Annotated in this window: 11 protein-coding genes; 4 read left to right on the top strand and 7 right to left on the bottom strand. The window is 68.6% G+C overall.

What is annotated here, in order from left to right:
- Positions 1–88 precede the first annotated feature (88 nt).
- The 3 genes from JOF55_RS21325 (at position 89) to JOF55_RS21335 (ending at position 5955) form a co-directional block, all read left to right on the top strand.
- Positions 89–1057, top strand: coding sequence for an NAD(P)H-dependent flavin oxidoreductase (locus JOF55_RS21325; protein WP_310277344.1), 969 nt, complete (start codon positions 89–91; stop codon positions 1055–1057).
- 97 nt (positions 1058–1154) lie between these two features.
- Complete coding sequence (locus tag JOF55_RS21330; RefSeq protein WP_310277349.1) at positions 1155–1601, top strand: hypothetical protein; 447 nt, start codon at positions 1155–1157, stop codon at positions 1599–1601.
- A gap of 142 nt (positions 1602–1743) precedes the next feature.
- Positions 1744–5955 (top strand): cation-translocating P-type ATPase, encoded by a 4212-nt coding sequence (locus JOF55_RS21335; RefSeq protein WP_310277352.1) that lies wholly within the window; start codon positions 1744–1746, stop codon positions 5953–5955.
- A gap of 66 nt (positions 5956–6021) precedes the next feature.
- Here the strand turns inward: JOF55_RS21335 and JOF55_RS21340 are convergent, their stop codons facing one another.
- From JOF55_RS21340 to JOF55_RS21365, 6 genes are all read right to left on the bottom strand, one after another.
- Complete coding sequence (locus JOF55_RS21340; RefSeq protein WP_310277355.1) at positions 6022–6579, bottom strand: DnaJ family domain-containing protein; 558 nt, start codon at positions 6577–6579, stop codon at positions 6022–6024.
- Positions 6580–6704: 125 nt separating this feature from the next.
- Complete coding sequence (locus tag JOF55_RS21345) at positions 6705–7559, bottom strand: SMP-30/gluconolactonase/LRE family protein (protein ID WP_310277358.1); 855 nt, start codon at positions 7557–7559, stop codon at positions 6705–6707.
- Positions 7556–9043: an aldehyde dehydrogenase (NADP(+)) gene (locus tag JOF55_RS21350; RefSeq protein ID WP_310277361.1), complete on the bottom strand. Its 1488-nt coding sequence runs from the start codon at positions 9041–9043 to the stop codon at positions 7556–7558. The genes JOF55_RS21345 and JOF55_RS21350 overlap by 4 nt, the downstream gene beginning before the upstream one ends.
- Positions 9044–9107: 64 nt before the next feature.
- Positions 9108–10133, bottom strand: coding sequence for a zinc-dependent alcohol dehydrogenase (locus JOF55_RS21355; protein ID WP_310277363.1), 1026 nt, complete (start codon positions 10131–10133; stop codon positions 9108–9110).
- The gene (locus JOF55_RS21360; RefSeq protein ID WP_310277367.1) at positions 10130–11287 is read right to left on the bottom strand and encodes a mandelate racemase/muconate lactonizing enzyme family protein; all 1158 of its coding nucleotides are present in this window, start codon (positions 11285–11287) and stop codon (positions 10130–10132) included. Before JOF55_RS21360 ends, JOF55_RS21355 begins: the two co-directional genes overlap by 4 nt.
- A gap of 25 nt (positions 11288–11312) precedes the next feature.
- Positions 11313–12245, bottom strand: a complete 933-nt coding sequence (locus JOF55_RS21365; protein ID WP_310277370.1) for a U32 family peptidase — start codon at positions 12243–12245, stop codon at positions 11313–11315.
- A gap of 167 nt (positions 12246–12412) precedes the next feature.
- Between JOF55_RS21365 and JOF55_RS21370 the strand changes: the two genes are divergently transcribed.
- The gene (locus JOF55_RS21370; RefSeq protein ID WP_374727575.1) at positions 12413–13180 is read left to right on the top strand and encodes an IclR family transcriptional regulator; all 768 of its coding nucleotides are present in this window, start codon (positions 12413–12415) and stop codon (positions 13178–13180) included.
- A 24-nt stretch (positions 13181–13204) separates the two neighbouring features.
- Here the strand turns inward: JOF55_RS21370 and JOF55_RS21375 are convergent, their stop codons facing one another.
- Positions 13205–14260 carry an aldose 1-epimerase family protein gene (locus JOF55_RS21375; protein ID WP_310277375.1) on the bottom strand — a complete coding sequence of 352 codons (1056 nt, stop codon included), beginning with the start codon at positions 14258–14260 and terminating at the stop codon, positions 13205–13207.
- Positions 14261–14334: the final 74 nt, after the last annotated feature.

Here is a 14334-nt window from a genome sequence, read left to right on the forward strand (position 1 = left end):
CCACGATCGCAAGCGCACGGGTGTGGGCGTGGTCGGGTCGGCGATAGGCTCGGCCGGTACCCGCAAAGAAGGTGGTGAGGGAGTCCGGATGCCGATCACGACGCGAGCGACCGAGCTTCTCGGTATCGAGCACCCGATCGTGCTGGCTCCCATGGACGACGTCGCCGGTGGTGAACTGGCAGCGGCCGTCAGCCGCGCAGGCGGGCTCGGCATGATCGGGGGAGGCTACGGCGATGCGGATTGGTTGTCCGGTCAGTTCGATGCCGCCGACGGTGTCCGTGTGGGCTGTGGGTTCATCACCTGGTCTCTGGCGCGGCAACCGGCCCTGCTCGATCGTGCTCTGCAGCGCAGCCCGGCAGCTGTCATGCTCTCGTTCGGTGATCCGGTGCCGTTCGCGGAGCGGATCAAAGCCTCCGGCGCGCTGCTGCTGTGCCAGGTTCAAAACCGTGAGCACGCCGAACGCGCGCTTGAGGCGGGAGCCGACCTTCTCGTGGCACAGGGTAATGAGGCCGGCGGCCACGGGTACGGATCTCGCACCACGCTGACACTGGTCCCGGAGATCGCCGATCTGGTCGCCCGGCGCGGCCTCGATGTCGCTGTTCTGGCCGCGGGAGGGATCGCCGACGGCCGAGGAATGGCGGCCGCGCTGACCTTGGGGGCTTCCGGTGTCCTGGTCGGCACCCGCTTTTACGCGGCCGCGGAAGCCTTGAGCACTCCACAGGCGCGCGACCGCGCGGTGGCCGCCGCGGGAGAGGACGTGCGCCGGACCACGGTCTACGACATCGTGCGAGGTCATCCTTGGCCGGACGGGCATACCATCAGCGTGCTCGGCAATGACTTCGTGTCCCGGTGGCACGGTGCCGAGCCCGAGCTCCACCGCAACCTCGAATCCGCCACCGCGGACTACCGGAGCGCCGTCGACAACCGCGACTACACCGTCGCCAATGTCACCGTCGGTCAAGCGACGGGTCTCGTCGACTCCGTCCTGCCCGCCGCCGACATCGTCACCGCCATGGCCGAGCACGCCGGCACGACGCTGAGCGTGCTCGCTCGGTAAGGTTAGCGGCCCGCTGCGGGTGCTTTCAGCGCTCATAACTCGGTTGACCGTCGTACACTGGTGATTTCAGTCGTACCAGCGGACTTGAGGAGGGCTCGTGGCTACGGCGAGGAAGACGCAATCCGGGAAGGCACAGTCCGGGAAAGCACAATCCGGCGGTGCCCGGTCCACGGGTTCGGCGCGCGGCTCGCAGGCGAAGACGACGAGTCCCGCGGCCGAGTCCGATTCTTCGGCGACGACGGTGCACCTGCCCTACGTCACGGCCGAATTCCACCGCCCCGAAATGCCCGAGATCCACGTTCCCGACCGGACGGAGATCTCCGGGGCTCTCGAGACCGTTCGGGAGAACATGCCGTCGCGGGAACAAATGGCCTACTTCGCGGGATTGGGGATGCTGGTCGGGTTCTCGGTGATCGAGTGGCCGGTGGCCGCGGCGATCGGCGTGGGAACGGTGGTGGCCCAGCGTGCGGCCGGTGGCTCCTCGTCCGGATCCGATACATCGAGGGGGCAGGACCGGTCGCGGTCGGGCTCGGCGAGCGCTTGATCCCGCGATGCTGTCGAAACTGGGTGCAGTTGTCTCGCAGCTGTTGGCGCCGGTAGCGGGCGCGGTTCGTACGGTCGCCCGGCACGGTGGTTCCCGAGCCACCTGGTCGTCGAACGGTCGAACCCACATCGCGGTGCGCGGAGTGCATGATCCCCGGAACGCGGAGCAGGGCGGGCTCGTCTCCGAGCACCTGCAGGGCCTCGCCGGGGTGCGGCGGGCGGAAGTCAATGCGGCACTGGGGTGCGTGGTCGTCAGTCACGACTCGGAGTGGATCGACGTAGCCGAGCTGATCGATGCGGTGGACAAGGTCGAGGACGCCGGCGGGTTGGCGGACGAGCCCTATGCCGAGGCCAGTGCCATCCACCCGGCGAATCCCGGCAACGCTCTCGGTCACGCCGTCGTGATCGGAGCGAATATCAGCGGACTCGGTTATGCGGCGGTCACCCGCGCACTGCCGGTACCGGCCCTGCCCGAGTCGATTCCCGCCATGCTGACCACGGCCGATTCGTCACCGAAGGTTCGCGGGACGTTGGAGTCGCACCTGGGGAGAGCCGGAACCGACCTGTTGTTCAGTCTGGGTAATGCCGCGGCCCACACGCTGGCCCAGCAGCCGACGAGCCTGGTGACCGATTCCGCATTCCGGTTCTGCCTGCTGCGCGAGTCCCAGGCTGCGCAGCGCAGCTGGGTGCGGTGGGACAAGGAGTTCGGTGCCCATACCGACGCGTATCGCAACGCAGCCCAGCACGTGGAGGACCGCCCTGGCTCGCTGCCTTCCGGGCCGGTCGAGCGCGCCGCCCACAGCTCGCTGCTGGCCGGGCCCGCCGCTTTCGCCGCTGCGCTCGGTGCGACGTGGAATCTCCAACGTGCGCAGGGTTTTCTGGTGGCGGCCGCACCGCGTCCGGCACAGCTCGGCAGGGATGCGTTCGCCGCGCAACTGGGATTCGGACTCGCCGAAAGAGGTGCGCTCGTCCTGGATCCGCGTGCTCTGCGCACACTGGACCGGATCGACACGGTGGTGATCGACGCCGCCTCGCTGCCAACCGGGCGACGGGCCGTACAGGATCTGGTTGCGCTGACCGACGACGTCGACAGCGCGGAGTTGTGGGAACGCGCGCACGCGCTCATCGGTGCCGAGGAGGAAAATGCCCCCTCGCCCGACGGCTGGACCATCCACACCGTGCGCAGCCGCTCCGACCTGCCGGAACACTGGCGGGACAGTCTCCGGCTGCCCGCCACACCGGGTGGACAGGTCGTCGCGCTGAACCGGAACGCCGACACGGTCGCCGTGCTCGAAGTGGTGGATGAGCTGGATCCGCTCACCGACGAGCTGGTGGCTGCGTCCCGTGCGGTCGGATCGGTGCGGATCGCGGGGCGCGGAAGTCGCCTGGCCGAACGGCTCGATGTGGAAGACGCGGTCCCCGGGGGAACACACCTGGCGTGGTCCGTGCGCGAGTTGCAGGCCGAAGGCAGAGGTGTCGCCGTCGTCTCGTCGCACGGAGGCACGGGCCTTGCCGCCGCCGATCTGGGCATCGGGATCGCGCGAGGGACGGCCCCGCCGTGGGGGTCGCACGTGTTCAGCGGACCCGGCATGGGAGAAAGCTGCGCTTTACTCCGCTTGATTCCGTTCGCGCGCACGGTGAGCCTGCGTAGTGCCCAGTTCGCGACCGCGGCCTCGGTCGGTGGGGCGCTGCTGGCTCTGCTCGGGCCGGCCTCGCGAAGTCAGGCACGAGCCGGGATTCCCGTCTCCACCGCGAGTGTGCTCGCCCTCGGTGCGGGCACGTGGTGGGGTATCCAGGCCGCGCGGCGTCCGGTCCCGCATGTCGCCCCGCGCACTCCCTGGCACGCCATGTCCTCCTCCAAGGTGCTGGAGCGTTTGGACAGTTCCCCGGCGGGACTGTCCGATGAGCAGGCACGGCATCGCATCGCGGACCGGGGAGAACGGCCGGAGCACCAGCGGGTGGGATTGCTCCACGCGAGCCTGGAAGAACTGGAAGGACCGTTGACTCCGGCATTGGCAGGCGGTGCCGCGCTCTCGGCGGGTATCGGGGCCATCACGGACGCCGCCGTGATCGGTGCGGTCCTGGGCATGAATGCCCTGATCGGCGGCGTTCAGCGACTCAAGGCCGACCGTGCGCTGGGTGAACTCCTCCAAGCGAGCACGATTCCCGTTGCGCTACGCCGTAACGGCACCCAGGCCGACGTGGCCGCGGACGAGCTGGTGCCCGGCGATGTGGTCGATCTGGTTTCCGGAGACTCCGTACCGGCCGATTGCCGGCTGCTCGAGGCCGAGGGAATCGAGGTCGACGAGTCCAGTCTCACCGGGGAATCACAACTGGTCACCAAGACCGAGGCCGCGACACCCGCTGCGGCGGTGGCGGATCGGCGCAGCATGCTGTACCAGGGCACGGCCGTCGCCGCTGGGCAGGCGAGTGCGGTGGTGGTGGCGATCGGCTCGGACACCGAGGCCGGCCGGGCGGTGGGCACCGAGGACGGCCGAACTCGAACCGGCGGCGTGGCGGCACGGCTGCGCTCGCTGGCCAAGACCACGGTGCCGCTGTGCGCGGGCGCCGGAGTCGTGCTGCTGATCGCGGACCTGCTGCGTGGCCGAGCCATGGGAGTGGCGGTGGGGCGCGCGGTGAGTTTGGCCGTCGCCGCGGTCCCGGAGGGGCTGCCGTTCGTGGCCACCGCCGCGGAGTTGGCCTCGGCGCAGCGGCTGTCCCAGCGCGGGGCCCTGGTGCGCAACTCCTCGACCATCGAGGCTTTGGGGCGCGCCCAGGCGTTGTGCTTCGACAAGACCGGCACGTTGACCGAAGGGCGGATCTCGCTGCGCTACGTCTCGGACGGCACCCACAGCCTGCCCGTCGAAGAAGCGGAGGAGGCACAGCGCACCGTGGTCGGTGCGGCGCTGCGGGCCAGCCCGGCAGGGGAAAGCGGGGAAGCTCTGCCGCATCCCACGGATCGCGCCGTGGTCGAGGGAGCTCAGGAGCTCGGTGTGCCGCCGGAGGAGGGCATGCCGGGATGGCGGCGGGTCGAGGAGCTGCCGTTCGAGCCGTCCCGGTCCTACCATGCCGTGCTGGGGTCCTCCGACCAGGGACAGCTGCTCAGCGTCAAGGGTGCCCCCGAAGTCGTGCTGGCCCAATGCACGCACTGGCGCGCCGACGGTGGGCGAGTGCTGCTGGACGATGCCGCCCGACAGTCCATGACGGAGGAAATGGACCGGTTGGCGCGCATGGGTTTTCGGGTGCTCGCCGTTGCCGAGCGGCCCGCATCCGACCGGCGTGATCTCGACGAATCCCGGATCCGCGACCTGACTCTGTCCGGCATGATCGCCTTGGCGGACACGATTCGGCCCACAGCAGCCGAATCCGTGGCACAACTGCAGCAGGCCGGTGTCCAGATCGTCATGGTCACCGGCGATCACCCCAGTACGGCCCAGGCCATCGCCGCCGATCTGGGCGTGCTCAACGGGCATCGCGTGATCACCGGCCCGGACCTGGATTCCCTCGATGACGGGCAGCTGTCGGAGGTGGTCGGCGATGTGGCCGTGTTCGCGCGTGTCACTCCCGAGCAGAAGGCACGGATCGTCCGAGCATTGCAGAGCATCGATCGCATCGTTGCGGTGACCGGCGACGGTGCCAACGATGCACCCGCGATCCGGCTGGCCGACATCGGCATCGCCCTGGGAGCACACGCCACTCCGGCTGCACGCGAAGCCGCCGACCTCGTGGTCACCGACGATCGCATCGAGACCATCGTCGATGCCATCGTCGAAGGCCGTGCCATGTGGGCCTCCGTGCGTGATTCACTGGCGATCCTGCTCGGCGGCAACCTCGGCGAGATCGGCTACACCGTCATCACCGGACTCGTCACCCCCCAAGGGGGGATGAACGCACGGCAACTGTTGCTGGTCAACGTCCTCACCGATGTCCTGCCCGCGATGGCGATCGCGGTGCGTCCGCCACCCCAGGTCACCCCGCAAATGCTGCTGGCGGAAGGACCGGAGGCATCCCTGGGCTCCGCCCTGACCCGGGACATCTACCGCCGGGGAGCGATCACCGCCGGTGCCGCAACGGCGGCGTGGTTCCTCGGCCGCATGACGGGCACGGCCCGGCACGCCAGCACCGTCGCCCTCGTTGCTCTGATCAGTGCACAGCTCGGCCAGACCCTGGTCATCCGGGGACGTACGCCGCTGGTGATCGGATGCGCACTTGCCTCCGTGGCCGCCCTTGTCGCGGTCGTGCAAACCCCCGGCCTGAGCCAATTCTTCGGTTGCACCCCGATGTGGCCGCACGGCTGGGGCATCGCGCTCGGCGCCACCACTGCTGCGACCCTGGTCAGCTTGGCCTTCCAGTAACCGTGCAACCGGCGGTAGGGGCGCACGGCTTTCGCGGGAAAGCCGGCACCTCCTGCTCGCTTCGGCTCAGCCGGATTTGCGGTGTCGGCGGACGATCCGGTGCCACCAGCGGGTTCGTGGCGAGGATGGCCGTTCCGTCGTTGTCTGCTCGGCAGGTGCCACCGCAGCGACCCCAGGGGCCTCGGAATCCTCCGCTGCCTCAGCGGCAGCGGAGGCAGCGGCCTGCCGATCCGCGCGCCACTGCCGCACCACGTTCTCGGTGTTCACCGGGCCGACCGGTACCTGCGGGCCCGACGGCGCCCGCAGCCAGTCCACGATTCGCAGGTTGAGCTCCTCGGCGACGTCGCGCACCGCCTGCTCGGAAGTCAGCCTGCGGACCGTGTCGGGCAGCCGTTCGATCTCCTTGCGCAGTTGCAGCGGCGTGGGCAGCAGTGCCTCGGTCGACAAGCCCTCACGGTGTGCTTTCTGCTTGATCCACCACAGTTCGTCGTGGGCCTTGTCCAGGTCGGGGAGGGGTTTGCCCGCGCCGGGCAGGTCGTCGAACTCACCACGTTCCGCCGCCTCACGGATCTGCCTGTCGATCCACGTCTCGAAGGTGACGCCGGGTGGCTTGCGGTCTGTCATGGTTCCATTGTCGCGCAGGTGTCGGGCTGTGCCGGTTTTCGGCCAACCTGCACGCCCCTGTGCCCGGGGGAGAGGGTTGAAGTTCTCGGGAGAACTTCAACCCCACCAAGACCAACCGGACAGGCCTACCCCAGGTAGGGGAGCGGGGGCAGACCCGGCACCGTCCGGGAAACCCGGAACACCGCCCCGGCCTCGGGGTGGGCCTTGACGTCGGTGTCGACGCGGGATGTGGTGATGTAGAGCTCGTCGAGCTCGGGGCCGCCGAAAGTGCAGGCCGTGACACGCGGCACGGGAAGCTCGACGATATCGAGCAGCTCGCCCCGGGTGGTGTAGCGATGGAGTGCTCCGCCACCCCACAAAGCAACCCACAGAGCTCCTTCGGAATCCACGGCCAACCCGTCCGGAGCACCGGCTTCGGGATCGATGTGTACCACCGTCCGTCGGCCGGTGAACTCGTCATCGGCGTGGTCGAAGGCGTCGATTCGCTGCGTGGGTGTGTCCACATAGTACGCAGTGGTTCCGTCGGGACTCCACGCCAAACCGTTCGAGATGGTGACGTCGGTGCGGACGGTGTGCACCTCGCCCGCGGGATCCAGGCGGTAGAGAGTCCCGGCGCCCGGCGCGGCATCGTAGGCCATCGACCCACAGTAGAAACTGCCGTTCGGGGAGCAGCCTCCTTCGTTCATCCGGATGCCGGGATCGTTCCACAATTCGCCGAGGGGGCGAATGTCGGTGAGCTCGTCATCGGCGAGGGCGAATCCGCGCTCCAGGGCCAGAACCGCGCCCCCGCCGATGCGTGGCCGCAACGCCGCCACGGCAGTACCCACGTGTCGTCGTCGGACGAGACCCGAGTCGGAGTCGCGGGTCAGGACATCGCCTGCGAGCATGTCCACCCAGCGCAGTCCGCTCCAGTCGGCGTGCCACACGGGGCCTTCACCGTGGTGCGCGCATGGCTCCGTGATCTGCTCGGCAGCGGTCACGAGCGTGGCTCCGGCAGTTCGAGATGGCCGTTGACCCGTCGCGGGATACCGAGCGGGTTCTCGTCGAGCAGTGCTTCGGGAAGGACCGCGCTCGGTGTGTTCTGGTAGCAGACGGGACGCAGGAACCGTTCGATGGCGGCAGTACCGACGGAGGTGTGCGTCGGGGCCGTCGTGGCGGGGTAGGGGCCGCCGTGCTGCATCGCGTGGCTGACGCTGACACCGGTCGGCCACCCGTTCCAGATCAGGCGGCCCGCTCGCTTGCGGAGCTCGGTGAACAACTCCGGCACGATCGCTTCCCCCTCCGCTCCGTGGACGGTGGAGGTCAGCTCTCCCGTGAACAGTCGGACCGCTTCGAGGAGTTCCTGCTCGTCCGAGTAGCCGACGAGGATGGACACGGGGCCGAAGCACTCCTGCGTGAGCGGCTCGCGATGCCGGATCAGCTCCTCGGCACTGGTCCGCAGCAGGGTCGGGGTGGTGCCGTCCTCCGTGCTGTCGCCGGATACGAGGGGACGGATCGACTCGTGTCCGCTGATCGGTTCCAGGGCGTCCCGGAATGCTTGTTCGAGCCCGGCGTTGAGCATCGGCGCGGCCGCCCGCTGCGCCACCCCGGAAACCAGGGTCCGCTCGAAGGCATCGATTGCTTCGGAAGGCACGAACAGCAAGCCCGGCTTGGTGCAGAATTGCCCGACGCCTGCGGTGAAGGAGTCGAGGTAGCCGTGGGCGATGTCCTCGGCACGTTCGGCGGCCGCATCCGGGGTCACGAAAACCGGGTTGACGCTGCCCATCTCGGCGTAGAAGGGGATCGGGTCCGGCCGTGCGGAGGCGAGGTCGAACAGGGCGCGACCGCCGCGTGCGGAACCGGTGAACGCACCCGCGCGCACCCGGGGGTCCGTGATCGCGTCGCGGCCCGCCTCTTCCCCGTGGATGAGCGCGAAGGTGCCGTGCGGAGCTCCGGCACTTGCCAGGGCCGCGGTGATGATCTCACCGGTGCGCTGCGAGAGTTCGGGGTGACCCGGATGTGTCTTGAGGATCACGGGACACCCCGCCGCCAGCGCCGCGGCGGTGTCGCCGCCTGCCACGCTGAATGCGAAGGGGAAGTTACTGGCCGCGAACACCACCACCGGCCCCAGCGGAAGCGACATCCGCCGCATGTCGGGACGGGCGCCGGTGGGCCAGTCCTTCTCGGGCGGGTCGATGGTGACCCCCAGGTAGGCGCCTTCGTCGATGACGTCACCGAACAACCGCAGTTGGAAGGTCGTGCGGACGAGTTCGCCCCGCAGCCGCGATTCGGGCAGGTGGGATTCCCGTCGGGCCGGTTCGATCAGTTCCTCTCCCGCCTTGTCCAGTGCGTCGGCGACCTGGCGGAGGAATTCCGCTCGTTGGGCGGGCCGCAGGTGGGCGAGAGGTTCGGCGGCACGTGCTGCCCCGTCGAGTACCGCTTCGAGCTCTGCGGCACTGGTGGGAGTCTGCTCCGTCGTTGTCATGGGAGTGGGTTTTCCCCTCGTCGGGATGGCGAATTTTCGGAGATGGCCGGTTTCAGGACCGGTTTCAGGGATGCAGCAGGATTTTCACGATTTTGTCCCGCTCTTCGTCGAGCAGCCGCAACGCCTCCGGTGCCTCGTCCAGCTCGAGCTCACGGCTGATGATCAAGCCGGGATCGAGCACGCCGGAGGTGAACGCCCGAACCGCCTGCGTCCAGGCGCGGGGTGGCGCGCCGAAGACCGTGTGCACCGTGATCTGGGAAACCACGAGGTGCGCAGGCGAGGGAGGCTGTCGATCGTGCGGCGGGACGCCGGTGAGCGCCACCCGGCCTCCCGGACGGGTCAGACGGGTGGCCAGGTCGGCGGTACCGGTGGCGCCTGCCGCTTCGAGTACGGCATCGTAGCGGCCGAGGTGTTGCTCGGCCTCCTCGGAAGTGATCAAGGAGGTGGCACCGCACGCGGCGGCGAGGTCCGCCCGGTCGCGGCGAGTGTGCACGAGGGTCAACTCGGCGGGAGACACCGCGGCCAGTAGCTGTGTCGCCAGCAGCCCGAGGCTGCCTCCGCCCACGACCGCCACGCGCTCGCCGGGCACGGTCGCGAGTTTGAGCGTGGCGGCTGCGGTGCAGGCCGCGGGCTCCAGGGCGGCGGCTTTGCGGAGGTCGGCTGCTTCGGGCAGGACGTGCAGCAGGTGGGCGGGCAGGGTGAGGTGGTTCGCCCAGGCCCCGGGCCGGGTGAAGCCGGTTTCGTCGTAGTCCGCCGCGCACAGGTTGTTGTCCCCTCGGCGGCAGGCCGCGCAGGCTCGGCAGGAGCGGAATCCCTCGCCCACGACCGGCTTGCCGATGATCTCAGCCGGAACCCCGGCGCCGACCTCGGCGACCGTGCCGGACCATTCGTGTCCGGGAATGACCGGATAACGCACGAATCCTTCCGGACGGCCGCCGGTGAACACTTCCCGGTCCGATCCGCAGATGCCACTCCAGGCCACCTCGATCAAGGCCTCACCGGGGCCGGGCGCGGAGGGCTCGTCGGGGACCACGCGCAGTTTTCCCGGCTCGTCGATGAGTACCGCGCGTGGTGCTCCTCGTCCTGTCATGCGTCTTCCTTGGTGCCGCGGAACTGCCAGTCGTGGGCGTAGAGGTCGAAGTGGGCCCCTTGGGAAGGGTGCGCGCGGACGAAGTCGACGTCCAGGTCCACCCCGAGGCCGGGGGCTTGGGGCAACGCGAAGTACCCGTCGATGACCTCGGGCAGGCCGGGTGCGGCCTGCTTGACGTGCTCGTCGGCGAAGTCGTTGAAGTGTTCCTGGATCTTGAAGTTGCCGGTCACCGCCGCCAGATGCAGGTTCGCCGCGGTGAGCACGGCTCCGCCGACATTGTGCGGAGCGAGCAGGACGTAGTGGGTTTCCGCGGTGGCGGCGACCTTGCGGGTCTCCAGGATGCCGCCGAAGTGCCCGATGTCCGGTTGGATGACATCGGCCGCCTGCCGGGCGAAGAGCTCGCGGTACTCGATGCGGTCGTGCACCCGTTCGCCGGTGGCCACCGGGATGCCGACCTGCCGGGACACCTTCGACAACGCCTCGAAGTTCTCCGGCGGAACCGGTTCTTCGATCCAGTCCGGTGCGAACTGCTCCAGCTCACCGGCAATGCGGACGGCTTCGGCGGGGGTGAAGCGACCGTGCATCTCGACCAGGATCTCCACATCCGGCCCGACCGCGTCCCGCACTGCCTCGACCAGTTCCACCGAGCGCCGTCGCTCGGCCGGTTCCAGTTCCCACCTGCCCGGCCCGAACGGGTCGAACTTCAGCGCGCGGTAGCCGCGGTCGACGACCGTGCGCGCCGCCGCGTGGAACTCCTCCGCCGTGCGCTCGACGGTGTACCAGCCGTTGGCGTAGGCCTTGATCCGATCGCGGACCTTGCCGCCGAGGAGGCGCCAAACCGGCTGGCCCAGTGCCTTGCCGAGGATGTCCCAGCACGCCATCTCCACACAGGCGATCCCGGACATCGCGATCTCACCGGCGCGTCCGTAGTCGCCGTGTTTCATCCGCCATACCAACGATTCGATGTCGAAGGGGTCGGATCCGACGATGTGGTTCGTGCTCGCTTCGCGCAGATAGCCCAGCAGCGCCTCGGTGTGCCCGAGCATGCGGGTCTCGCCGATGCCCACGAGGCCGTCGTCGGTGTGCAGCCGCACATAGGTGAGGTCTCGCCACGGCGTGCCGAGTACGAAGGTCTCGAGATGGGTGATTTTCATCGTTGATCACGCACCGTTTCTGATCTCAGGAGGATTTCGGCTGCGGAACCGCCAGGCCGGCGGCGGGCAGGGTCGAGTCCTTGGCATCGGGAAAGTACCGCTGAAGCAGGTCGAGACCGATCCGCGCTCGGCGCACGCGTTCGCGTCCCAGGGCCACTGCGGTGGGGGTGAGGTGGGTGCCGCTGGGGTAGATGTTCGGTGCGTTGCGCAGTCCGAACTTGACGTACACCGGCGCGGCCACCCGGACGATCTCCGCGATCTCGTAGTGTCGCACGAAACCGCCGAGGTCGTCGGGGGATTCGATGTAGACGTCCAGGGGGAGATCGGTCGCCGCCCGGATCGCGGCAAGCTGTCCCACTGTGAGGTCGGTCGGGACGTTGTAGGTGTCCGCACCGAGGTCCTCGGCGATGCGCACCGAGACGGGATTGGCCAGTCCCATCTGGACACTGATCTTGAATTGCATGTCCGGTGGCAGTTCACCGGCAGCGCGCATCCGCGCCGCCACGGACAGCACACCCAGGTCGGTGATCAGCACGCTGCGGATTCCGGCCTCGGCGCTGCGGCGGACGTCCTCCAGAACGTGGACCAGTTGCTCGGTGCCGCGTGCCTGAGCGGCGATCGGACCTCCGCCGGAGGCGGTGACCATCGCGCCGGTGTCCCAGGCGGCCACCGGCCGGGCGAACAGGCTCAGCTCGACCGACTGCTTCGCGGCGGTGGTGGCCATCGTCCGCAGTTCGTCGTCGGTCAGCAGCATCCCGCCGCTGCCCTGGGAGACGCGGTGGACGCCGACGGACCGTGCAGCAGACTCGGCGAGCACGGCGTCCAGGACCTCCGGGCCTTCCGTGCTGGGGATCTCCACCCGGTACTGCGCTCCGTCGGGAAACCGTTTCGTGCTGGTGGCAGGGGCGTCCCCGTCGGGAAACTCCTGCGACCTCAGAAATGCTCGTGTTGGCAACACCGGAAAACTCCGTTCGGTATCTCGGACATTGTTCGAGACATTAGACCGAGGTGAGCGGCCAGTCAACCGGGCATCGAGGCCGGTGCTCGGCGACCGTCAGGTACCCTGTTCGAAATACCGGTCAAGCGTTGGACGCGTCGACCGGCCGTGATGACGAGGAGAACCCGGTGGCACGAGCGGTACCTGCCCTGGAGAGGGCGTTCGACATTCTCGAACTGTTCCTGGACGAACCCGAGATGAGCACGCCGGAGATCACCGCGAAGCTGGGTCTGCCTCGCACGACCGTGCACGAGCTTGTCGGCACGTTGCTGGCCCGGGGCTATCTGGCTCCCGCGGGCCGGGACGGGAACCGCTTCCGACTCGGTGTTCGCGGATTCCAGCTCGGCTCGGCCTACGCCGACCGACTGGACGTCGCCCACGAGGGGCAGCTGGTGGCCGGGGAGATCGCCGAGCAGTGCCACGAAACGGTCCATATCGGCGTCCTGGAGGGCACCGACGTCCTCTACATCGCCAAGGTCGACAGCAGCCACCCGGTGCGGATGGTCTCGGCCATCGGCCGCAGGCTTCCGGCCCACTGCACCGCTGTGGGAAAGGCACTGCTGGCCGCCCTGCCGCGAACCAGGTTCAAGGAGCTCTACGCGGACACGACCTTCACCAAGATGACCGAGAACAGTCCCGGAAACCGCACGGTACTGCGCAAGGAGCTCGACCGGATCACGGCCAACGGTGGACTCGCTCGTGAATACTGCGAATCCAACGACGCGGTCGCCTGCGTGGCGGCCCCCGTCTACGATCGGTCGGGTTCGGTCACCGCCGCGATGAGCATCGCGGTACCCACCGTCCGTTGGAGCGACGACGCCGAAATGCGCCTGGGCGAACTCGTGCGCGAGGGCGCGGCGAGGCTTTCCGAACGGCTCGGTCACCGGGCGGGCTGACGCCACCCGGTGACCGGCCGACGGTCATTCGGCAACGCGGTAACCCCAGCTCCCGCGGTGCTGCTGTCCTGGGCGTAGCACGATCACGCCCTCACCGGTGACGAACGCGTTCGGCGGGCACGTCATCGGCTCGACCGTGACTCCCGAGCGTGCCCGCTGCGGCCGTTCGGCACTCGGCGCGTCGTCGGTGTAGACCTGCAGGTAGTCGTGCGTTTCATCGACCCACATCTCGACGTTCTCGCCGCCGGGGCGCCCGAAGCGAACGACGGCGGTGCCGTCCCGCCGCCGGGTGAGGTCGGTGAAGGCCGTGTCCATTGTGGTCGATCCGATCCGCCGAGCGGTCCGGAAGTCGTATTCGGTGCCGTCGACCGGCGAGGTACCGACCGGGATCAACCGGTCATTGGTCCGATAGTACGTGCTCGCGGGAAGTTCGAGCTCCATCGAGTTGATCTTCCCGGCGCTCGCGGCAATGTAGCCGTGTGTGGCAGTACCGAAAGGCGCGCTGGTACTGCCTGCGTTCCGGGCGATCAGCGTGCTCCGCACCCCGTCCCCGGTAACGGCGTACTCTATTTCGAAGGCCAGCGAGAACGGGTAGCCGTAGTGCGGGTACAGCAGAGAGCGCAGCACGACACGGTCCCGAGCGTGCTCGACGAGTTCCCACTCCGCGAAGTTCATCAACCCGTGCAGTGCCGCGTTGCGCTTCGGTTCGTTGACCGGAACCTGCAGCTCCTGGCCGTCGAAGGAATAACGACCCCGGTCGATCCGATTGGGCCAAGGCAGGATGGTCTTGCCCTGGTAGCCTTCGCCCATCTCTTCGGCGGGATGCGTCAACAGCAGTTCGGTACCATCGACCTGCCAGGACAGCAGGGTCGCCGCCACACCGGCGATGACGACACGGTGGCGCCCCGAGCGGATCTCGTGAAGACGTCCGTTGGCGGACCGCTCGCAAGACGTCGGGGACGGGTTCGGCCGCTGTGCGGCGGCACCGGTGGCCGTCGCGGCCAGCACCGTGGACCCCAACACCGCGGTACCCAACGCTCGCCGCGTCCACGCACGCTGGCTGTGCTGCTCACTCGACATGCTCGCTCCCTGTGATGATGGCATTGTGATACACCGCGTGGCGGCCACAGCCGCTGCCGTACTGTGACCGCCAC

The organism is Haloactinomyces albus (assembly GCF_031458135.1).
In the GTDB taxonomy this organism is placed as follows: Bacteria; Actinomycetota; Actinomycetes; order Mycobacteriales; family Pseudonocardiaceae; genus Haloactinomyces; species Haloactinomyces albus.